The sequence below is a fragment of the Burkholderia paludis genome (genome assembly GCF_000732615.1).
GTDB classification, from domain to species: Bacteria; Pseudomonadota; Gammaproteobacteria; order Burkholderiales; family Burkholderiaceae; genus Burkholderia; species Burkholderia paludis.
In genome coordinates, this window is the sequence record NZ_JPGL01000034.1 from 31645 (window position 1) to 53351 (window position 21707).

Below are 21707 nucleotides of genomic sequence, written 5' to 3' on the forward strand. Positions count from 1 at the left end.
GTCTCCGGTCCGGCGTCAGTGAACGGCGGGCAGCGGAAAGAGCAGTTTTCCGTTGGCCTTGTCTTGCGGCCATACCGTCACTGCCTTGCCGTTCTGCCATTGCATGACCGCCACGGGAATCCGGGACGTGTGATCGGCGTCGAACTTCACGTTCCCGACGACGTAGGCCTTGTCCGTCTTTCCCACCGCCTGATTGATCCTGTCGCGGTCGAGGCTTCCCGCATGGGCGATCGCGTCCAGCAGCACCTGGGCCGCCGCGTACGAATCCGCAATGTGCTGGCTCTGGGTTTGACGGGTTTCGGACTCGAAGCGCCTGCCGAGATCCGCCGCGCCGGGATAGGGAAAGCTCGGGTCCCAGTAGCCGCCGACCAGCACGCCGTCAGCCAGCTTCCCGAGCGCCCTGGCGAATTGTTCCGGTTCCGCGCCTTTCTCCATGACCAGGATCCTGGGATGAAAGTCGGCCGATTCCATCTGCTTGCGCATCGCGATCGCCTGCGGCGGAATCGCATCGACCAGCACGATGTCGGCGCCGTCCGCCTTGGCCTGATTGATCATCGTCGTGAATTGGGTCGCGTCGACGGGAAACGCGTTCTGGCGCACGAGCGTGTAGCCGCCCCGGGTGGTCGCGTTCGGCCAGACCTCGCCGCCGACGACCCGGCCGTCTGGCCCGTTGTCGGACAGGATCGCCACCTTCCGGTTGGTCGGCAGCCGGAAGTCCGCGAGCATGCGCAACGGCGCGGTGCCGAGGTCGGTTTCGTCGAAGAAGAGCGTCCACGCGTATTTCCACTGCCGGACAGCCCGGAATGCGCCGAGCGGATCGCATCCCGATACGATCGGAACCCGGCGTCGCTCCGCAACAAGCGCCCCGGCATTCACCAGCGCGGGCGTGCACGAGCCGAGCATGCCGACGACGCCGTCCCGGGAGATCAGCGTTTCCGTGTTGCTCGCGGTGACGTTCGGGTCGGTCTTGTCGTCCCGGATGATCAGCTTCACCTTGTATTGGGCGTTGCCGATCCTGATTCCGCCGGTCTTGTTGATGTCGTTCACGGCGGTTTCGTAGCCCCATTTCTGATAGGCCCCAAAACCGGCGAGCGGGCCGGACAGCGGCAGGGAGGCGCCGATCGTGACCTCGTCGGCCCGGGTCGCCGTCGCGGCAAGACAAAGCGATGCGATTGCGACGGTTTTCGCCAGAATATTGGGATGCCTGATCATCTTGTCTCCAGATATGCTCGTTTTATGGTTGCGACCGGTCCACCTAGAATGCCGTCTGATCGGCTCCCTTGAGTTCCAGCATCTGGCGCGCCTCGTCCGGCGTTGCGATCTCGAGGCCGAGTTCGTCGAGAATCCGGCGGATTTTATGAACCTGCTGCGCGTTGCTCTGCGCCATCTGGCCGCGACCGAGATAAAGGCTGTCCTCGAGGCCGACGCGCACGTTCGCACCGGCGACGGCGGCGTGCGTCAGCAAGGGCATCTGATGCCTGCCGGCAGCCAGCACCGACCACCGGTAGCTGTCTCCGAACAGCCGGTTCGCGGTATCCCGCATGAACGTGACGCATTGCGGGTCGGGCCCGATGCCGCCGAGAATGCCGAAGATCGTCTGGATGAAGAAGGGCGGCTTGACCAGCCCGGCGTCGACGAAGTGCGCGAGGTTGTACAGGTGGCCCACGTCGTAGCACTCGAACTCGAAACGCGTACCGCAGCCCTCGCCGAGGTGCTGGAGGATGTACCGGATATCCCGGAACGTGTTTCGAAAGATGATGTCCTCGGTGCCTTCGACATAGCCTTGCTCCCACGGATATTTCCATTCCTTGATCCTGTTCGCGGCAGGGTGAATGGAGAAATTCATCGAGCCCATGTTCAGCGACGCCATCTCGGGCCGAAAGCGCAGGGGAGGCGCAAGCCTTTCCTCGAGCGTCATCTTCGTCGAGCCGCCGGACGTGATGTTGATCACGGCATTCGTTCGTGCCTTGATCGCGCCGAGGAACTGCCCGAATATCGCGGGGTCCGCAGTAGGGCGCCCGTCGCCGGGGTCGCGCGCATGCAGGTGAAGGATGGCGGCGCCGGCTTGCGCAGCCTCGACGGCCTGCGTGGTGATTTCCTCCGGCGTCAGCGGCAGGTACGGCGACATGGAGGGCGTGTGGATCGCCCCGGTCACCGCGCACGTGACGATGATCTTGCTCTGGTTTTTGGCCATTTGATTAGTTATCCTCGCGGCGATCTGCCGCATCCATTGCCTTCAGATGCCGAAACACCGACGATCGGAGTTCCGCCTGCTGTTGTTCGCTCCATCGACGAAAGCCGTGACCGGTCTTCATGCCCAGGCGTCCGCTGCTCACGAGTGCGCTCAGGTACGGCGAAGGGGCCGGCAGACATTCGATTTCAGGCAGCAGGACCTGGTGGATCGCGAGCGTCAGGTCGGTGCCGACGAGGTCGGCATTTTCTAGCGGCCCCAGCACGGGCAGGCGGCGACCGAAACTCGCCTTGACCACCGTGTCGACGGTTTCGGCGTCGCAGACGCCGTTCGCCACCAGCGCGATCGCTTCCCGCCAAAGGGCGTGCTGAAGCCGGTTGCCGATGAAACCCGGAATGTCTTTCTCGACCATCGCCGGGGTTTTTCCTGCACGCTTGAGCAGATCGAACATCCGTCGCGCAATGGCGGGATCGGTGTCGGGCGTTCGGATGACCTCCACCAGCGGCACGAGGAAGGGCGGGTTCCACCAGTGCGTGCCCATGGCCCGGTGCCCCGACCGGAGCCGCTCCGTGATGCGGGTGATCGGAATGGCCGACGTGTTGCTGGCGAGGATCGTGTCCGCCGGTACGAGGTTTTCGAGTTGCTCGAACAGCGACTGCTTCCACGAAAGGTTTTCGGGGCCGGCTTCAAATACGATGTCGGCGTCGTCGACCGCCTCTCCGAGCTCGACGGCCGGCGCGATATTCAAGGATGCGGTGCTGTCGAGCCCGAGCTCGAGCAGGTTGTGCTCCGTGCGCGCGACGAGCGATGCAAGCGCCGCACGGTCGATGTCGAACACCTTGACCGGATGGCCCGCGAGTGCGAAAACCTGCGCGATGCCCTGACCCATCAGGCCCGCGCCGACAATGGCTATTTTTTCCATGATGTTCGGTCAACCTGCGGTGTAGCCGCCGTCGGCGTAAAGGGTGTGGCCCGTGTGGAAATCGGACGCTCTCGAGCAGAGGAAGAGCAGCGGGCCGGCCAGGTCCTCGGGTTCGCCGAGGCGACCCAGGGGCACGCGGGCGAGGAAGTCGGCGCGAACCCGGCGCGCCTTCTCTGTATCCTCGAACATCCACGCGGTCAGCGGCGAGCGGAAGACGGTCGGGGCGATCGCATTGACGGTGATGCCGTATTTGCCCCATTCGCATCCCAACGCGCGCGTCAGGCCATCCGTGGCCGCCTTCGACGCGCAGTACGCGGAATATCCGGCAGGGTGTCCGAGCTTTCCTCTTGCGGACGAGACGAGCACGACCTTGCCCGGCGTTCCCTGCCGGATCACCCGCTGCCCGAACGCCCTGGACAGGAGCCAGGCGCCCGTGATGTTGCCGTGCATCACCGCGTCGAAGCGGTCGGGCGACATCTCGATGATCGGGCAGGGGTCGTTCAGCCCCGATCCGACCACAAGGATATCCAGGGCGCCGAAAGCGGTTTGCCCGGCGTCCATGATGGCGTCGCAATCGTCTTCCGTCGCCGGCCTGCGCGCGACGGTCGTCACTTCCGCGCCGAGTTCCCGGCATTCCCGGGCCACGGCGTCGAGGGCCTTTTCGTTGCCGGCGGCGAGGACGAGCCTGGCTCCCGCCGCCGCGAGCACCTGCGCGGCAAGCTTGCCGAACGCGCCGGACGCCCCTGTTATCACTGCAACCTTGTCGCGCACCTCGAACAGCGACCCGGGCGATTTCAGCCATTCCATATTCATGCTGCGGTCTCCGCGTATGGCATCACGACCAGCATCGTGGCCACTTCGTTACTGTTGTTCCTGACCTCGCGTACCTCGTTCGAGGGAATTGCACAGCTATCGAGCGGGCCGAGGACGACCTCTTGCGAGCCGATGCGGATAGTCACCTCGCCGGCGAGGACGACGTAGACGCGTTCCATCGGGATGCTGTCCGGGCCGGCGCCGCCCGCCGGCAGAAAGTGCGAGAGGCCGACCCAGAACGACTCCGGTCCGCCGGGCGCGAAGCCTTGCAGGCGCAGGGAGCGCATGTCGTGATGGTTGGGCGCCTCGTAACGCCGGGCCTCGCCGTAGCGGGTGACTTTCATGGTCAGCCCTCGCCGTTCTCGATACGGTAGGAGCCGCGCTTGTCGACGATCGCGACGAGCCGGACGATACAGCCGTCGCCTTGCGTCCAGCGCCACGGGAACGCCGCAAACGTGACGCGCTTGCCGGTCACCTTGTCGATTTCACCGCCGACGTTCTCGATGCCGCAAATGCCTGCGCTCAGGATCGCCTGGTGGCACGGCTCCCATTCGGGGAAATCCTCGATGACCTTGCGACCGGTCTCGCGCTCGTACTCCATGTTGACCTGGGGAAGCAGCCCGTTCGGCCAGCCGGGACCATGCGGCCCGATGGCGGTGCCGAGCGGATGATCGAGCGCCTGCGTATCCGTGCCGATCATCTTGACCTTCTTCTTGGCGAACCACTCGCCGGCATCCTTGTAGAAGCCGGGCGAATACGCGTAGTACATGCGGCTGTCGCTGTAATGCTTGTGCCAGCCGGTGTTGACGATGACGATGTCGCCTTCGCGGATTTCCGGGCTGGCCTTCTCGAGATCCTCCGCGGTGATGACTTCCCACTTGCCTTTCGGGATCGACACGACGACGCCCGTGCCGAAGAAGTACGGAAGCGGCACCTCGTCCATGAACGGCGTGCCTTCGACCACGTGCGCGGGCGCATCGATGTGCGTTCCCGAGTGCATCACGGTGGTGATGCGTTGCGTGAGCACGCCGGACTTGGCCATGTTGTGGAGGCGTTCGATCTTGACGTCTTCGAAGTAAGGCCAGCAGGGCTGACCGAGACCCCACGGGTGGCTGAGGTCGTAGAACTCCAGCCCCATGTCGTTATTTAAGTTCTCCTGATAGTTGATGCCTCGGACTGTTACGGTCATTTGCATTGCTCCGGTTTCTGGATGTCGTTTGGTGTATGTACCGCAATTCAGTACAGAAGTACCGCATGTCGGTGAAATGAATACTAGTCCGACAGGCGCTCGAAACCATTGGGGGGAACCCGAATCGCGCGGCCCGATGTGGCGATATTCAAGTGGCTAAAACAGATCGCATGTCGCCACTCTGGCAAACTACCGACCTCTATTCATGGAACGGAATGCAAAATGGTTAGGTCAAGATCCGACGAAATCGAGCACCTCGAGGCTGGAGAGGCGCCGGCGGAAAGACCTGCGGTCCAGGTGATCGCGAGAGCGGCCGCGGTGCTTCGGGCGCTCAAGGAGCATCCGGACGGCCTGTCGCTCGGTGAACTCGCAAAGCTGCTCGGCCTGCCGAGGTCCACGGTGCAACGGATCGTCGACGCGCTTCATGCGGAGAACCTGGTCATTGCTGCGTCACAGGCCCGGGGCGTGCGTCTCGGGCCGGCGCTGCTGCCTCTGGCGGCCGCCGCGAAATTCGCGATCGTCGACATCGCGCGCCCGACCCTCCAGCAGATTTCGCGCGAGTGCGGGGAGACCGTCGATCTGTCGTTGCTCGATGCGGACAAGGTGGTCTTTGTGGACCAGGTCCGCGGCATCCACCGGTTGCGCGCCGAATCCGACATAGGCGTGTCGTTTCCGCTGCACTCGAGCGCGCCCGGAAAGGCGATGCTGGCCGCGATGGATGAGGATGAACGCGACCGTCTCAAGGCCGCATTGCGGCTTGGCAGGCTGACGAGCCGGACGATCGTGTCCTGGGAGGCGCTCGAGGATTCACTGGCCGAAATTCGCCGTACGGGCCTGAGTAGCGATCTCGAGGAGAATGCCGACGGCGTTTGCGCGATCGCGGCGTCGCTTCGCCTGCCCACCGGCGAGCTGGCGGCGATCTCGATTCCGGTGCCGACCCAGCGCTTCGCGGATCTTCGGGAACAACTCGAGGCGCTGTTGCTGGAGCAGTGCGAGAAATTGCAGCAACGGTTGCGCGGGAGCCGGTTCGGTTAGGACGTGACGAAACGGGTCGCCGTCGTCGATGCGGACGTCACGGATGGCTCGAGCAGAAGAACCACGAGCGCGACGCGCGACGGTCGAGCAAGCGGCTGAAGGAATCGGGCACCCGCTGCAGCCGGATCGCCCCGTCGCGCTGCCAATCGCCAATCGTCAGGCGACCGCGACGATGGCCTGCCGATGTTCACGCGCGGCGAATCCCTTTCGAACGTGCTCGGGCAACCGTCCGGCCTCGGGCCTCACACGCTGAAGCGGTGGCCCGGCAGCCATGCGGTCGCAGGTCCCGACCGTTCACGCGGCGGTGCCGGGCGTCCCGGAATGGCCGGTCCGAGCCGGCCATGGATTATCCGCGGCCGCCTGGCCCGCGACACCCACGGCCGTCCTGCCCGTTTCCCGCCGCGGCACATCGCGCTTTCACTGCGACTCGGCTTGCACGCGAAGACGGTAGTGTGCGATCGAGACGGCGGCGATGGCGATGCAGCCCAGGATGAAGGCCGCCGTAAAGACGCGTTGCGTGTTGGCCGCGACGATATCCATGAACGAGGACAGGAACTGGCCGAGAAAGATCGACATCGACAGATAGGCCAGATGCCGTCCTCTTTGCGCGACGGGGCTTTGTTCGACGGTCATGTGATTGACCAGCGGCACGGAGAAGCCGAATCCGCAACCCATCGCGATCCCGCCGAATACGGCTGCCGCGATCGAGTGGGACAACGCGAACGTGGCGTGCGCCGCGATGTAGCAGGCGAATGCCAGAACGAGGGTTTGACGTTCGCCGATGGACGACGCCACGCGCGGCATCTGCGAGGCCGCGACGACGGCGACCAGCGATATGAAGGACAGGAAATAGCCCGTCTGCGATTCGCTCAGGCTCAGCGACCCGAGCAAGAGCGGCAGCGCGATGATCCCCGTGAAGAACAGGACCATCGAGGCGCTGGCCGAGAAGAAGACGAGCTTCAGGCTTGCCGAAATCGGGGCCGGCTCGGCCTGCGTTTCGGAGCCGTCCTGCCCGATCACGTTGGGAACGAATGCCCACATCATCGCGAGCAGCACCCAGGCGACCAGGTAGAGCAGGAACGGGAATTGCCAGCCGTAAGCGGCAAGCACGCCGCCGATCGAGAGGAAAATGACGCCCCCCAGTTCGATCGACATGCCTTGCCTCGCGATCATGGCCAGGCGCTCCTGGCCCTCATAGAGGGCCGAAATCATCCCGGTGCCGGCGGACATGACGAGGGCGGTTGCGCCGCCGAGCAGCAGCCGGTCCGCGAGCACCACGTACTCGCCCCGCAGGAAGATGCCGGCGACACCGAGCAATCCGTACAGGAAAAGCCCGATGCACAGCGCGCGGTAGAGCCCGGTGCGCTCGATGAACCGGCCGACGATGGGGCCGAAGAGCACGACGCCCAGCGACGGCGTCGTGACGAGCCAGCTTGCCGACGACGGCAAGCCCAGCGCGGTTGCGATGGAGGGCAGGCCGGGCACGATGACGCAGCCGACCATGATCGTGAGACAGGCGACGCTCAACAAGGTGAAGGCGGCGGCTTTCGATGTGGAACGCGAGTTCATGTTTGCTTCCGATTCCGTGTTGTACTATAGTGTCCGCTCAGTGGAACACCAATATCCTCTGTATGGAACAAGGGTAGGGTGTGCTTGCCGATTGGTCAAGCGTTCTTTCCGTATAAACCCTAAGGATGTGAAGCGTGGACGAGATACAGGAACCGGAAGCCGACGGTGCGTCGGGCAAGCAGGTCATCGCGCGGGCGGTGGCGGTGCTGCGTGCTTTGGAAGGGCAATCGGCCGGGCTGAGCCTTTCGCAGATCGCGCGGGCCGCGGCGCTGCCGCGCACGACCGTGCACCGTCTTGTCAATGCGCTGGAGGCGCAAGGTTTCGTGGCGACCGGCTCGGCCGGGATCCGCCTGGGGCCGGCGTTGATCCGGCTCGCGGCATCGGCGCACATGGACGTGGTGGCCGTGGCCAAGCCCTTTGCGGATGCGTTGAGCCGGCGCACGCGCGAGACCGTCGATATCTGCGTGATACGCGGCGCGCATGCGATCTCGGTCGACCAATACCTTTCCGACCAGGAGCTTCGCGTCGGTTCGAGCATCGGCACCGCTTTCCCGCTTCATTGCACCGCCCACGGAAAGGTCTTGCTGTCGTTGCTGAAGGACGACGAAGTCGCGTCGCTTCTCGAGCATCCGCTTCAACGGCGCACGCCGGCTACCGTCGTCGAGCAAGAGACGCTGCTCCGGAGCCTGGCGGAGATCCGCGATCTCGGATACGCCGTTGATCGGGAGGAGCACGCGTCGGGGGTGTGCGGGTTGGGGGTGGCGATCGAAACGGCTTCGCCGCAGAGCTACGCGATGGCGCTCGCCGTGCCCGCGCTGCGATTCGAGGCGCGATTCGAGGATTTGCTCGCGGCACTTCGACAGACCAAGTCGGAAATTGAATCGGCGCTGGGCGCTACCCGTGCGGCGAAGGCGGTCGTCGCGCCGTCTTGATCTGCCACGCCGGAATCGTGGAGGCCGGTTGGCTTCCGTCGATACGGCGGGTGGATCTTCATGATTCGCATTCCTGAGTTTAAAGGCGCGACAGGTTGTCGGGCGACCTGGCAGATCCGGCTGGTGCAGACATCCGGAGCGGGCAACCGGCGGTGGTCGACCGGTTTCGCGTGCAGGTGTTCGCGATCGGTCCGGCGTTCCGCCATCGGTTCCGCGGGATCGGCGCGGCGGCCGCGTTCTGAAGGTGTCGTTCGTGCGCAGCCGGTCGGCCGGAACGGCCCGGTGGGTGAAGGTCAGCGTTCCGTTTCGACGGCGCGGCGCCGACAGCCGCCGCGCCGGTTGCCCATGTGACGCCGCCGTCGCGGGGCGTCACGTTGCGCACGGTCGCGTTATCGCGCGAGTGCGGCGAGACGCGGGAACAGCGGCAGTGCGTTCGCACGATTGATCGCGGCGTGCCGATCGGCATCCAGCGCGGCGTACCCGTCCTGCGAATGGGTGAACGACGTGCTGACGGACGGCGGCGCGTACGGGAAGTCGCTGCCGTACAGCACGCGCTCGGGTTGCGCGAACGCGACGAGGCTCGGCAGTGCCGACGGCGACGACAGTGCGGTATCGAAGTAGAACCTGCGCAGCAGGTCGAGCAGCCCGTCGCGATCCGGAACGTCGTTGCGCACGCCTGGTGCAAGTTCGGCGAAGCGGTACGCGGTGTACGGCAGGAAACCGCCGGCATGCGACAGGATGATGCGCACGTTCGGGTAGCGCGCGATCACGCCGTTGAGCACGAGTTGCAGGGCCGTGCGGGTCGTGTCGAACGGATAGTCGAGCAGCGGGCCGGGCATGCCGGTCAGCACGTCGATCGCGGGCTTCGCCGGGTGGATGAACACCACCGCATGACGGCGGTCGAGCGCGGCCCACACCGGGTCGAACGCCGCATCGCCGAGATATTTGCCGCCGTAGTTGCTGAGCAGCACGACGCCGTCGGCCTCCAGCGTGTCGAACGCGAAGTCGATTTCGGCGAGCGTGCCGTCGACGTCCGGCAGCGGCAGCGTGGCGAAGTTGCCGAAGCGCGACGGCCATTTCGCGACGAGGCCGGCCACGTATTCGTTGACCTGACGCGCCATGTCGAGCTTGGCCTGGCCGGCCCAGCCCTGTACGCCGGGCGCCGTCAGCGACAGCACGCCGGTCTGGATCTCCAGCGAATCCATGAAGGCCAGTGCGCTTTCCGGGCTCCAGGCGGGGCTGCTCCAGCCCGACGGATCGCCGCCGTGGGCGGGCAGTGCGTCGGCCCAGAACGGCGGGACGACATGCTGGTGAACATCGATGCGGGTGCGGTTGGACATGATTCGGCTCCTGTGAAAGTACGCTGCGTCGCAACGCCTGACCGTCAGAATGCGCGCCGTTGATTTTTCTATCCAATATATTAAAGTTAACGATTGATTATTCTGGATGATCAATCGACTTCATGGACCTTCGACATTTCCGCTACTTCCTCGCGGTGGCCGAGGAGGGGCATTTCGGTCGCGCGGCGGAGCGGCTGCATATCGTGCAGCCTGCGCTGAGCGTGCAGATTCGCGCGCTCGAGGAGGAACTGGGCACGCCGCTGTTCGAGCGCAGTACGCGCAAGGTCGCGTTGACCGACGCCGGCCGGCTGCTGCTGCTCGAGGCGCGGCGCACGCTCGAGCAGGCCGAGCGCGCGAAGACGCTGATCCAGCGTGCGGCGCGCGGCGAGACGGGCATCGTGCGGATCGGCTTCGTCGGGAACGCGGTCGCGACCGGACGGCTGTCCGAGGACCTGACCGAGTTTCATGCGAGGTGGCCGGGCGTGGAACTCGACCTGTCCGAAATGGCGCCGGCCGCCCAGCAGGAGGCGATTCTCGCGGGCCGGCTCGACATCGGCTATTGCCCGGCGCTCGGCGTGGCCTTCGACGAGAAGCTGGCCGTGCAGACGGTCGGCAACTGGTCGTGGGAAGTCGTGATGAGCGTTCGTCATCCGCTCGCGAAGCGGCGCGTCGTGAACGTTGCCGCAATCGCGGACGAGCCATTCATCCTGTACGGGGCCGACGGCGACGACGAAGGGCATCTGGCGACGCTGCGGCAGATGCTCGGCAGGGAACCCCGCATCGCGCACAAGGTGAACAGCACGCTTTCCGTGCTCGCCCTCGCGGCCGCGGGTCTGGGGCTGGCGCTGACCCCCGAGCCGCTGAACCGCATTGCGGCGCCGAACGTGGTTCACCGGAAGCTGGCGGGAAGCGTGCCGAAATCGAAGCTGGTGGTGATCAGCCGGATCGCCGGGGAGTGGGGGGCCGTCCGGCAATACCTGGGGATGCTGGGCGAGCACCGCGCGTGAGCGCCGCAACGCACCGCGACCCGGCCCACGGCGGGACAACTTCCCGTCGTGCAACCGGATCCTGCCCGTGAGCCCGCGATCGTCCGTGTCTTGCGCGAGTGCGATACGTCGCGCGCGGCGTATCGACCGGATCGGGAAAATACGGAGAAGGTGTCGCGCGACACGCAATCGAAGTATGCTGTAGCGCCGTCGTTTCACGCGCGCCGCCGGCCCTGCCCGAAGGGCCGCGGCCCGGTCCGTCGGGCGGCCAGAACAAACAATTTTCGCCCGGGAGTGGGGGCAATCATGACCATGCTGCGTTCGTGGGGTGCGATTCTGTCGTTGCTGGCGCTCGTGGCATGTGCAAGCCTGCCGCCGCAGGCCGATCGCGCGCCGACGCATGCGTACACCGATACGGACAACACGCGGCTCGGCGTCGCGTTCCGGCAGCAGGCCGGCACGCATCCGGGGCAGGACGCATTTCATCTGCTGACCGATCCGGTCGACGCGCTGGATGCGCGCGTGCTGCTCGCCGACCGCGCGGATCGGTCGCTCGACCTTCAGTACTACATCTGGCACGACGACCTGACCGGGCACGAACTGGCCGACGCGATCATTCGCGCGGCCGATCGCGGCGTGCGCGTGCGTGCGCTGCTCGACGATCTCGGCACGAACGCGGACGACCGCAAGCTGCTCGAGATCAGCTCGCATCCGAACATCGAGATCCGGCTGTTCAACCCGGTGGCCACGCGCAACTTCAAGAAGATCGGCACGGTATTCGAGTTCTCGCGCGTCAACCGGCGCATGCATAACAAGGCGATGATCGCGGACAACCAGGCGGCGATCGTCGGCGGCCGCAATATCGGCGACGAGTACTTCGGCGCATCGTCGATGCTGGAGTTCGGCGATCTCGACGTGGTCGTCCACGGCCCGGTCGTAAAGGATATCTCCACCGAATTCGACACGTTCTGGAATTCCCCGTACGCGTATCCGATCGATGCGCTGGTCGGACACGACGCCGCGCCGGGCGGGCTGGACCGGGAGCGCGAACGCTTGCGCGACTACCTGAGGGCGATGGAGGACAATCCTTACGTGCTGGAGGCGAGGCAACGGCTCGACCAGATCGTGCACGGGCAGGGCACGGAACTGTCGTGGGGCCGCGCGACGGTGCTGTACGACGACCCCGCGAAGATCGCCCGCGCGCCGAAGGACAGCGACGGGCACCTGATGCCGCAGTTGCGGGCGCTCGCGCTGCAGCCCGAGCATGACCTGCTGATCGTGTCGCCGTACTTCGTGCCGGGCAAGGACGTCGTCGAGCGGCTGCGTGCGCTCACGGCGCGCGGCGTGCGCGTGACGGTGCTGACCAACTCGCTCGCGTCGACCGACGTGGCGGCCGTGCATGCCGGCTACCGGCGTTACCGGGGCGATCTGGTGAATGCCGGCGTGCGGCTGTACGAGCGACGGCCGTCGGGCGACAAGAGCATTTCGAAGCAGGTCATCATCGGGTCGTCACGTGCATCGCTGCATGCGAAGACCTACGTGTTCGATCACAAGAGCATCTTCATCGGCTCGATGAATCTCGATCCGCGTTCGCTGAATCTCAACACGGAAATCGGCGTCTACTGCGAGTCTCCGGCGATTGCCTCGCAGGTGGCCGACAATCTGGAGTCGCGACTCGACCGGATCGCGTGGCGGGTCGAGCCGGGTGCCGATGCGGCGGGAACGGGGCGGCTCAAGTGGATTCAGACCGATTCGGACGGCACGGTCACCGAGTTCGATCACGAACCGGAAGTGTCGGCCCCGCGGCGGATGGAAGTCTGGTTCCTCGGGCTGTTTCCGATCGAATCGCAACTGTGAGCGACGAGGCGACGCACGGCGCTCAGCCGTGCGTGCGGTCGAGCTGTTCGATAACGGCGGCGAGCTGCGTCGTCGCGGCTTCGATCGTCGTGCCGGTCAGCCCGGAATATCCGAGCACGAAGCCGTTGTACGGGCGGCCGTCGCCGACGCGGTAGCTGCTCAGCGGCTGAAGCAGCAGGCCATGCGCGGCCGCGGCGCGGGCGACGTCGGTGTCGTGCAGCGGCAGGGCGAGATCGGCCGACAGATGCATGCCGCCCGGGCTCTCCCGAACGTTCAACACGCCGCCGAGGTGGCGCGCGAGCGCTGCCTCGAGGCTGCCGCGCCGCTCGGCGTACAGCGCCCGCATCCCGCGCAGGTGCCGCGCAAAGAGCCCGGTGTCGATGAATTCGGCCATCGCCAGTTGATCGGCCGAATGACCGCGATGGACGAGTTCGCGCAGCGTTCGGGCGAAGCGATCGACCAGCGCCGGCGGCACCACCATGAACCCGAGCCGAAGGGCGGGAAACATCGTCTTGCTGAAGGTGCCGAGGTAGCAGACAGGAGCGTCGGCGTGCAAGCCCTGGATCGCCGGCAGCGGCTGGCTGCCGTGGCGGAACTCGCTGTCGTAATCGTCCTCGATGATCCACGCGCCGCAGGCGCGCGCACGCTCGACGAGCGCCGCTCGCCGCCGGGGGCTCATCAGCGCGCCGAGCGGGTATTGATGCGACGGCGTCGCATAGATCAGCCGGGGCGGCCGGGTGCGCCATTGTTCGTCGGTCGGCGCCATCCCCTCGCGGTCGACCTCGATCGGCACGATATCCAGGCCGGTCGACCGGAACGCGGTCCGCGCGCCGTTGTAGCAGGGGTTTTCGAGCCAGCCGGATTCACCGGGATTCGCCAGCATGCGCGCGCACAGCTCGAGGCTGCTTTGCGTGCCGTCGGTGATGAACACCTGATCGGTGTCGCAGCGCACGCCGCGCGAGACGCGAATGTAGGCGGCCACGGCGCGGCGCAATTCGGGCAATCCTTCGACCGGGCCGTATGCGAGCTGTGCGGGCGTGATGATCTTCCATGCGCGCTCGATGCAGCGGCGCCATTGGGCAACGGGGAATTCGTCGAGCGACGGGAGGCCGGGCACGAACGGCAGCATGCGTTCGGGCTCGGGGTCCGCGTGCTCCAGCCCGCGCACGCGCTCGGACAGCCGAACCGGGGCCGGGCCGCTGTCAGGGGCGGCGCTCGCACGGCCGCGTCCGTCCCAGCGCGTGATCGTGCCGTTGCGCGTGGCCGTCACGAAACCCTCTTCGGCAAGGCGCTCGTACGCGTAGACCGCCGAATTGCGCGCGATGCCCAGCTCCGCCGCGAGTACGCGCGTCGGCACGAGCCGCGTGCCCGGCGGAATGCGGCCGTCCAGCAGCATGGCGCGCAGGCTCCGGTAGAGGGCTTCCTGCCGGCTGTGCCGTGTCGTGCCGTCCTGTCCGGGAAGCGATGAGATGAGCAGCGCGAGATCCATGGGCTGGTTCCAGATATTTTCCTTGGGCTGGTTCTTTCGAAGATCCGATGTGCGCCGTATCGTTCAGGCTCTCGCGGCGGCGGCCGGCGCGCGGGCCTTTCCGGCGCTCGTCGCGGATCGTGGCGCGTGCGTATTCTGATCGATCCGGCGAGCGGCTGTCGATGGGCCGGTCGAGCGATCGGGCGGACATGGCGGGCGCACGTCCGATCCGTTTCCGGACGCGGGGCAAACATAACGACGAACGGATGACCGCATGCTGCCGGCATGCGGACGATTCGACCCGCCAGGGCGCGCAAACAGGAAACGAAACATGAAAGACCAGACCGTCATCTCTCCCACATCCCGCACCACCATTCACCGCCTGCCGGAACTGGCGAATCGGGATCGCACGATGCTCTACCGTATCGTGGACGAGGCCTATGTCTGCCACATCGGGTTCGGCGCGGGCGCGGACACGCATTGCATTCCGACCGCGCACTGGAGGCGGGACGACGACCTCTACATACACGGGTCCAACGGCAGCCGGATGATCAAGGCGCTGTCGGCGGGCGCGCAGGCCGCCGTGGCGATTACGCTGCTGGACGGCCTCGTGCTGGCCAGGTCGGCCTTCAACCATTCGATGAATTATCGATCCGCCGTGATCTACGGGCGGTTCGACATGGTGGAGGGCAGTGCGGAAAAGCGCGTGGCGCTGGACGCATTGATGGACAAGATCGCACCGGGGCGCAGGCATGACGCGCGGCCCGGCAACGAGAAGGAGCTCAACGCGACCAGCGTGCTGCGGATTTCCCTTGCGGAAGCGGCCGTGAAAGTCAGCGATTCGATGCCGTCCGACAAGGACGAAGACCTCGCGCTCGCCGTCTGGACCGGGATCCTGCCGCTGACGACGACGCGCGGTGCGCCGGTGCACGCCGACGCCGACATGCCCGTGCCGGACTACGTCCGGAACTGGGGCGGTTGAGTCGCGCGGCGAGGCCGCGCGGCTTCGCGCAAGGCGGCGGCGCACGTCGCTGCCGGCCGTGCGGCCGCCGCGTGCGCCCGGAGCGCGGGTTTCGCCGGTCGGCCGTGCGAATGCCGCACTGCCGCGACGGCGCGCCTGTCACTCCGCGTGGTTTTCATGCGGCTCGTGCTGAGCCTCATGCTCCGGATGCGGCTCGGCAGGGCGCGGATGCGGCGCAGGCTCGTGCTCGGAGGCCGGTTGCCGCGGCGGCTGCGCGTGCTCCTGCGGTTGCGCTTCGTTGCGCGGCGGCGTCTCCTTGTGCATCGGCGGCTGGGCCTCGTTGCGTTGCTGCATGGCTTCGTGCTGTTGCTGCTGGGCCGCATTGCGCTGCTGCACCTCCTCGCGCTGCTGCTGGGCCACATTGCGCTGCTGCACCTCCTCGCGCTGCTGCTGGGCCGCATTGCGCTGCTGCGCCTCCTCGCGTTGTTGCTGCTCGTTGCGCTGTTGCGCGGCCTCGCGTTGCTGCATGGCCTCGTTGCGCTGCTGTTGCTGCTGCTGTTCCTGTTGCGCAATCGCGCGGTTTTCCTGCGCGGCGCGTTCCTGCTGCATCGCCTGCTGCCGCGCCTCTTGCGTCGCACCGGGCGCGTGCTGCGCCGGCGCCTCGGCACGCGGCTCGTTCGCGCGGTTCTGCGCGAATGCGTCAGGCGTTGGGCGGGCGCCGGGGCGTGTGTCGTTCGCGGTGAAGTGCGGCATGCTCATCGGCGCGGCGCCCGGGCGTTGTTCCGCGGCCTGTCCGCGCATTGCTTCCGCACCCGGCTGCACCGTATTGCGTTCGATCGTCGTGTTCGTCGTGTTGTTGGTGACGTTGCCGCCGTAGTTGTTCGTGATGCGCGTGTTGCGGATGTTGGTGATGTTGTTGATCACGGTGGTCGACTTCGTGACATACGTGGTGTGGTTGTACACCACGGCCGGGCGTTGCCAGCCGCCGTTCCAGCCGGGGCCTTCCGGACGCGGCGCGCCCCAGTTCATGCCCCATGCATGCCAGCCCCAGTCGTGATGCCCGAAGATCGCGGCGCCGACGGCAATGCCCACGCCGAACGTGATCACGCCGGCGGCAACGACTTCCCCGGTGCTGTATGCGGGCGCCCGATACACATAGCCGGGGTAGGCCGAAACCGGTTCGCCATAGACGACGGTCGGGTTGTACGACGGGACATAGACCAGGTCGGGCTGCGCCGATTCGATCTCGATTGCCTGCACGGGCGGCGGCACGATCGCCGGCCCGGTGTAGAGCACCGGCGCATCGGCGGCCGGCGTGTAGCCGGACGGCGCGGCCTGCGCGACTTGCGTGACCCGCAACTGGCCGCCCGAGCGGAGGTGGCCGGAGGTCTGCGCGCGCTGGCGCATCACCTGGATCGCGTTCATCACGTCGGTCGGATCGTTGTAGTAGGCCTGGCCGAGCGACGTGGTCCAGGCCGGGTTCGACGCCATCTGCGACAGTACCGCGGGGAACGCGGTCAACGCCTTGATGGACGGGTCCCACGGTTGCGTGTCGGCGGCCGTGGCGAGTGCCTGCCCCTTCAGCGACGGGTTCTGCGTCACCCAGTTGTTGGCGGCTGTGACCTGGTCCGGATAGGTTGCGCCCGCGAGTACCAGTGCGACGAGCTTGTCGGGGAACAACGCGATCGGCGCGACCATCTGGTAGAGCTGGTCGGCGGTCGGCGGCGTGTAGGCGACGGGCGTCGACGCCGGTTGCGCCGCCGCGGCCACGCTCGCGTCGCTGGCTGCGGCGGCCGCGCTGCTGTCGCCGCTCTTGTTGCAGGCGGAGAGGCCGAGCAGGGACACGATGAGGGACGATGCGATCAGGGTGCGGACAGGGCGGTGTGCGTTCTTCATGTGGTGGGTTCGATGGTGTGTCGGCGTTGGCAGGCGCGGGGCGATGCGTTCGGCCCGGGCACTGTGCCACGACCGTCCGCGCGTCGAGGATGCTTCGGCTGGAGCGGTCGTGTTCGTGGGGTGGCCGTCCCGCGACGAATCGATATATCCAGTAAAACGCACGACACGCGCGGAGGTTGTCGGGTGTTATGTAACAGTGTGTACCTTGCAGTCCGTAAGCGGCAGGGCGCCGCCTGGACAAGCCACATGAAAGTTGTTTGTGCAACGATTGCAAGGCCGGGGCGCTGCACCGGATGCCGCGCGGTAGGGCGGCGCCATGCAGAAAACCCGCGATGGCGGGGCAGCCATCGCGGGTCGGTTACGCGGTTGCGTGCGGTTCCGGGCGTGCGCAACCGCGCATGCCCGGAACCGGGGCGGTCATCGGCTCGTCAGCGCGCGAAATCCGACGTGCCCTGGATGAACGCGTTCAGCCTGGAGATGTTGACGCTGCCGAAGCCCGTCGTCGCGTCCCAGCCGGCCTTCGCCTTGTAGCCGTAGGTGCCGCTGCCGTTGTTGCCGGACGTGACGTCGTGCACCAGTGCCGCGTTGGACGGGAAGTACTTGTAGATGCTCGACGCGGGGAAGCCGAGCGCGTTGTTGTTCGCCGACTGCAGCCGCGCCCAGATACCCGTGAAGATCGGCGCGGCGAGGCTCGTGCCGCCTTCGTTGTTCAGGTAGCCCGAACCCCACAGCGTGTCGGACGTCTGGCCGTTCACGACGAGGATGGCGCCGGTGCGCAGGTCGGCGTCGAAGCCGACGTCCGGCAGCGCGCGCTTGGTCGACCCGGTGAGGCTCGACGATTGCCACGACGGCGCGGCTTCGTACTTGCTGTAGCCGCCGCCCGTCGACCACACGGTGCCCGACTGCCAGCTCGGATCGTTCCACACGATCTCGCTGTTGTACGCGTTGGTCGACGTGTTCGTGAACAGCGTCGTGCCGCCGACGGCGATGACGTACGGCGACGTTGCCGGCTCGCTCACCGTGTAGGTCGAGCGCGACGGCGCGCCGCCCGCGCATTCGTACGCGCCATGGTCGCCGGCGGATACCGAGAAGGTCTGCCCCTGCGCGACCGCCTGCTTGAAGATGGTGTCGTCGGTTGCCTGCGAGCCGGTGCTGTTCGCGGACGATTCGCACACGCCGAGCGACACGTTGATCACCTTCGCGACGTTGTCGGTCACGGCCTTGTTGTACGCGGCGGTGATCGCCGTGAGCGTCATCGACGGCGCGACGTAGAACACGACCTGCTTCACGCTGCCGCCGGCCGAGCCGACGATCGACTGGCTGTCGAGGTTCCACTCGACGGTCCCGTCGGTGTCGGTGTACGAGCTGCCGGACGGGCCCGTCTTCACGATGCTGCTGTTGATCGTGCCGAGGCCGTTGTTCGCGGCGAACGTGTTGAGGTCGCTCACCGTCTGCGACAGGTCGCCTTCGGAGATGATGCCGACGGTGGTCTGCGAGGCGGTCGGCGTGCCGTCGCCGCCGTAGATCGACGAGAACTCGGTCGGGTTGTGCGGCACCGCCGAGGCGCCCGCCGGAATCGTCAGGTTGCTGGTGTTGCCTTGCGGCTTGCTGCCCGCACCGGTATGCATCAGCTCGACGTTCTGCAGGCCCAGCACCGCGCCCACGATGCCGCCGATCGCATTCGGCACTTGCGCGGCGTCGGCGTTCGCATAGACGCTGCGGCCGTTGTGCGTGAAGCGCTTGAGTGTCGTGCGGAAGGCCGACTTGATGGTGGCCGCGGTACCGGACGCGGATACCAGCAGGCGGTTCGGCGCGACCACGATGTTCACGAAGCCTGCCTTGCGCAGATGCGCGACGACCGAGGCGACCTGCTGGTCGGTCGGCGCATATTGCGCGGCGAACTGCGACGGCGTGAGGAACTGCCGGTAGTGCGGCGAGCCGGGCGTGCGCAGATCGTGCAGATACTGGTCGAGTTGCGTTTCGTTGCGCAGGTTCAGCCCGAGCACGATGTCCACCGATTCGCCGGGCGCCAGTTCGACTGCCGCGGCGGCGGCCGCCGCCGTGCTCGCGGCAGGCGCGCCGGCGGCGCCGGCTTCGTTCTGCTGCACGAGCGGCAGGAACCCCTTGGTGCGGGTTTCAGTCCAGCCGGCCGCCGGGGCGGCATGGACGGTCGCCATGCCGAACGATGCAGCCGCGGCGGCGGCGAAAGCGAGTCTGACGATGCGAATGTGCTTGTGTTTCTTGTATGCAACCTGATTCATTTGGATTACCCCTCCGGTTGAACATCGAACGGCACGAACAACAACGGTCGACAGCGGTGCGGATCGTGCACCGCCGCTTTCTGTCGCACGCGTGCGGATGGCACGGATGCGACAGGGCCTTCCGCCCGATCGGGAAAGCGGTTTTTTCCCCGGGGCGAAATACGGAAAACACGGTAACGGGAGAGCTGCGCCGCGATGCGGGGCAGTCGCGCCGGACATGACGCGGGCGGAAGTGCTAGAGCAAAAGCTTCGTTGTCCTGCTCATATTGTTCGGTCCTTCGGCCCGCTGCCGGATGGCAGCCGTCCAATGTGATGCATCGGGATGTTGCATGCGCCGGCGCGCGAGCAATACGGCCGGCGGCGAGGACTTCGGTGCGGCGGAAGCGAAAAAACGTGGAGCGCGAAATCGATTGCGTAGCAGGCAATTCGTCTGATTGCGTGCATTGGACGGTATCAAGAACGAAAGCAGAGTGTCAAACTTTTTTTGATTATATGAAATTAAATTAAATCGAATAAGTGAAATGTTTTTGAAAAGATTGGATGTAATTTGTAATGTTCGGAACCGAAAAGGAAAGTAATGCCGGATTCGAAAGCCCGATCATTTCCGCAGCGCTCCGGAATGGGCCGGTGGCGTTCGAATGGACACTCGGATCGTCGGCGCGCGCCGGAGCGTCAAGATCGGGCCCGGCATGTCGATCCGGCGCCGTGCGCCAGCGGGTTCGTTTCCGATGCGCGGGGCCCGTCAGCGCCGGGTTGGCGCGACGGCCGCCGGCGCATGCGTCGGCGGCCGGGCGCCGTCAACTCGCGCCGGCCTGCCACCCGAGCCCGAGGCTCTTTTGCAGCGACACGTAATCCTTGATCAGTTCGGCTTGCCCGGCGATCACGTTCTGTTGCGCGGACAGCGCTTCGCGCTGCGTATCGAGCAGGTCGATCATCGACGCGACGCCGGCGCGATAGCGCTCGTCCATCAGCGAACGGGAGTGCACGGCCGACGTGCTGACCCTAGTGAGCGCCACGACGTGCTCGCGCTGGTGCCCGTAGCGCTGCAATGCCGTATTGGCGTCCTGCAATGCGCCGAGCACCGCCTTCCGGTAGTTCGCTTCCGCCTCGTCGCGCGACGCCTCGGCCGCACGCACGGCGCCGCGCGTCCGCCCGAAGTCGAGGAGGTTCCATTGCAGATACGGCGCGCCGACCCAGGTGAAGTTCTGCTTGCGGAGCAGATGGCCGGGGTCCGTCGCGCTGAAGCCGAGATCGCCGAGCAGCGTCACTTTCGGGAAGTAGTCGGCGACGTGCTCGCCGATCTGCGCATTGCTCGACGCGAGCCGGCGCTCGGCGGCGCGAACGTCGGGACGCTGCTTGAGCAGCGTGGCCGGATCGCCGACCGCGATGCTGGCGGGCAGCGTCGGCAGCGGCACGTCCGGCGTCGACAGCGCCGCGTCGAGCGCGCCCGGAGCCTGGCCCGTCAGGATCGCGAGCCGGTCGAGCGATTCCGTCACCTGCGCGTCGAGCGGGATCAGCGACGCGCGCGTGTTCTCGACCTGTGTCGTCAGGCGTTCGATGTCCGCATCGGCCGCGACGCCGCGCGCTTGGCGCTGCCGGGTGAGTTCGAGCATCTTCTGCTGCAGTTCGGCCGTGCGTTGCGACAGCGCAAGCCGCTGCTGCTGGTCGCGCAGGTCGACATACGCATTCGCGACCTCGGCCGCGATCGACACCTGCGTATCGGCGAGATCGGCGTCGACGGCCTCGGCCTGCGCGGACGCGGCCTCGACCGCACGGCGCGTGCCGCCGAACAGGTCGATTTCCCAGGTCGCGTCGAATCCGGCCGAATAGAGCTGCAGCGGGCCCGAGCCGCCGAGCGACGGCGACGTGCCGCCCGACGCGTTCGAGCTGTCCGACGGCAGCAGCGAGCCGAGCGCGCTGAGGTCCGGTTCGCGCATGCGGACGGCCGCGACGGTGGCCGACGATTTCGGCAACTGCGCCGCGCGCTGTTGCGAGAGCTGCGCGCGGGATGCGCGCAGGCGCGCCTGCGCGGCGTGCAGATCGGGGTTGTAGACGAGCGCTGCGGCGATCAGCTCGTCGAGCCGGCGATCGTTCAGCGCATGCCACCACGCGCTCGGCGCGGGCGCGGCGGTATCGACGCCGGCGGCCGGCGCGCGCACGAACGTCGGCGCATCCGGCGCCGCCGGCGCACCGCGGTAGTCGGGGCCGACCGTGCAGCCGGCGAGCAGGCAGGCGGCTGCGCACAGCGTGAGCGCAGGGCGGCGGGGCAGGGCAAAGGGTTTCATCG

General features: G+C 66.5%; 18 protein-coding genes. 6 read left to right on the forward strand and 12 right to left on the reverse strand.

Features of this window, described 5'->3' with window-relative positions:
* Window positions 1–15: 15 nt before the first annotated feature.
* From GQ56_RS0121630 to GQ56_RS0121655, 6 genes are read right to left on the reverse strand one after another with little or no spacing between them, the layout of a single operon-like run.
* Complete coding sequence (locus GQ56_RS0121630; protein ID WP_043301550.1) at window positions 16–1212, reverse strand: amino acid ABC transporter substrate-binding protein; 1197 nt, start codon at window positions 1210–1212, stop codon at window positions 16–18.
* Window positions 1213–1255: 43 nt separating this feature from the next.
* Window positions 1256–2227: a BKACE family enzyme gene (locus GQ56_RS0121635; RefSeq protein WP_235212727.1), complete on the reverse strand. Its 972-nt coding sequence runs from the start codon at window positions 2225–2227 to the stop codon at window positions 1256–1258.
* Entirely contained in the window at window positions 2199–3113 is a 915-nt protein-coding gene (locus GQ56_RS0121640) for a 3-hydroxyacyl-CoA dehydrogenase family protein (protein WP_063962862.1), read from the reverse strand. The genes GQ56_RS0121635 and GQ56_RS0121640 overlap by 29 nt, the downstream gene beginning before the upstream one ends.
* A 9-nt stretch (window positions 3114–3122) precedes the next feature.
* Window positions 3123–3926: an SDR family NAD(P)-dependent oxidoreductase gene (locus tag GQ56_RS0121645; protein WP_031400621.1), complete on the reverse strand. Its 804-nt coding sequence runs from the start codon at window positions 3924–3926 to the stop codon at window positions 3123–3125.
* A complete protein-coding gene (locus GQ56_RS0121650) occupies window positions 3923–4270 on the reverse strand; it encodes a cupin domain-containing protein (protein ID WP_031400622.1) in 348 nt (115 codons plus the stop codon). The genes GQ56_RS0121645 and GQ56_RS0121650 overlap by 4 nt, the downstream gene beginning before the upstream one ends.
* Window positions 4271–4272: 2 nt before the next feature.
* On the reverse strand, window positions 4273–5115 hold the full coding sequence (locus GQ56_RS0121655) for a cyclase family protein (protein WP_052001445.1): 843 nt from the start codon (window positions 5113–5115) through the stop codon (window positions 4273–4275).
* 222 nt (window positions 5116–5337) lie between these two features.
* Here GQ56_RS0121655 and GQ56_RS0121660 point away from each other — a divergent pair, with 222 nt between their 5' ends.
* Window positions 5338–6150: an IclR family transcriptional regulator gene (locus GQ56_RS0121660; protein ID WP_052001444.1), complete on the forward strand. Its 813-nt coding sequence runs from the start codon at window positions 5338–5340 to the stop codon at window positions 6148–6150.
* A gap of 417 nt (window positions 6151–6567) precedes the next feature.
* Here GQ56_RS0121660 and GQ56_RS0121665 read toward each other — a convergent pair whose 3' ends face one another.
* Window positions 6568–7719 carry an MFS transporter gene (locus GQ56_RS0121665; RefSeq protein ID WP_031400625.1) on the reverse strand — a complete coding sequence of 384 codons (1152 nt, stop codon included), beginning with the start codon at window positions 7717–7719 and terminating at the stop codon, window positions 6568–6570.
* 134 nt (window positions 7720–7853) lie between these two features.
* Here GQ56_RS0121665 and GQ56_RS0121670 point away from each other — a divergent pair, with 134 nt between their 5' ends.
* Window positions 7854–8651, forward strand: a complete 798-nt coding sequence (locus GQ56_RS0121670; protein WP_200877995.1) for an IclR family transcriptional regulator — start codon at window positions 7854–7856, stop codon at window positions 8649–8651.
* A 389-nt stretch (window positions 8652–9040) separates the two neighbouring features.
* Here the strand turns inward: GQ56_RS0121670 and hndA are convergent, their stop codons facing one another.
* Window positions 9041–9991, reverse strand: coding sequence for a 2-hydroxy-1-naphthoic acid nonoxidative decarboxylase (hndA, locus tag GQ56_RS0121680; protein ID WP_031400627.1), 951 nt, complete (start codon window positions 9989–9991; stop codon window positions 9041–9043).
* A 122-nt stretch (window positions 9992–10113) separates the two neighbouring features.
* On the opposite strand from hndA, the gene GQ56_RS0121685 reads away from it, so the two are divergent.
* Window positions 10114–10998 carry a LysR substrate-binding domain-containing protein gene (locus GQ56_RS0121685; RefSeq protein WP_031400628.1) on the forward strand — a complete coding sequence of 295 codons (885 nt, stop codon included), beginning with the start codon at window positions 10114–10116 and terminating at the stop codon, window positions 10996–10998.
* Window positions 10999–11283: 285 nt separating this feature from the next.
* Window positions 11284–12834, forward strand: a complete 1551-nt coding sequence (locus tag GQ56_RS0121690; RefSeq protein ID WP_031400629.1) for a phospholipase D family protein — start codon at window positions 11284–11286, stop codon at window positions 12832–12834.
* A gap of 22 nt (window positions 12835–12856) precedes the next feature.
* On the opposite strand, the gene pdxR is transcribed toward GQ56_RS0121690, so the two are convergent.
* Window positions 12857–14323: a MocR-like pyridoxine biosynthesis transcription factor PdxR gene (gene pdxR, locus GQ56_RS0121695; RefSeq protein ID WP_031400630.1), complete on the reverse strand. Its 1467-nt coding sequence runs from the start codon at window positions 14321–14323 to the stop codon at window positions 12857–12859.
* Here pdxR and GQ56_RS45610 point away from each other — a divergent pair.
* Entirely contained in the window at window positions 14322–14462 is a 141-nt protein-coding gene (locus tag GQ56_RS45610; RefSeq protein WP_160257550.1) for a hypothetical protein, read from the forward strand. The genes pdxR and GQ56_RS45610 overlap by 2 nt on opposite strands.
* A gap of 171 nt (window positions 14463–14633) precedes the next feature.
* Entirely contained in the window at window positions 14634–15284 is a 651-nt protein-coding gene (locus tag GQ56_RS0121700; RefSeq protein ID WP_031400631.1) for a pyridoxamine 5'-phosphate oxidase family protein, read from the forward strand.
* A gap of 138 nt (window positions 15285–15422) precedes the next feature.
* Here GQ56_RS0121700 and GQ56_RS0121705 read toward each other — a convergent pair whose 3' ends face one another.
* From GQ56_RS0121705 to GQ56_RS0121715, 3 genes are all read right to left on the reverse strand, one after another.
* The gene (locus tag GQ56_RS0121705; RefSeq protein WP_031400632.1) at window positions 15423–17159 is read right to left on the reverse strand and encodes a DUF3300 domain-containing protein; all 1737 of its coding nucleotides are present in this window, start codon (window positions 17157–17159) and stop codon (window positions 15423–15425) included.
* A gap of 428 nt (window positions 17160–17587) precedes the next feature.
* A complete protein-coding gene (locus GQ56_RS0121710; RefSeq protein ID WP_031400633.1) occupies window positions 17588–19420 on the reverse strand; it encodes a S53 family peptidase in 1833 nt (610 codons plus the stop codon).
* Window positions 19421–20217: 797 nt separating this feature from the next.
* Window positions 20218–21705, reverse strand: a complete 1488-nt coding sequence (locus tag GQ56_RS0121715; RefSeq protein ID WP_031400634.1) for an efflux transporter outer membrane subunit — start codon at window positions 21703–21705, stop codon at window positions 20218–20220.
* Window positions 21706–21707: the final 2 nt, after the last annotated feature.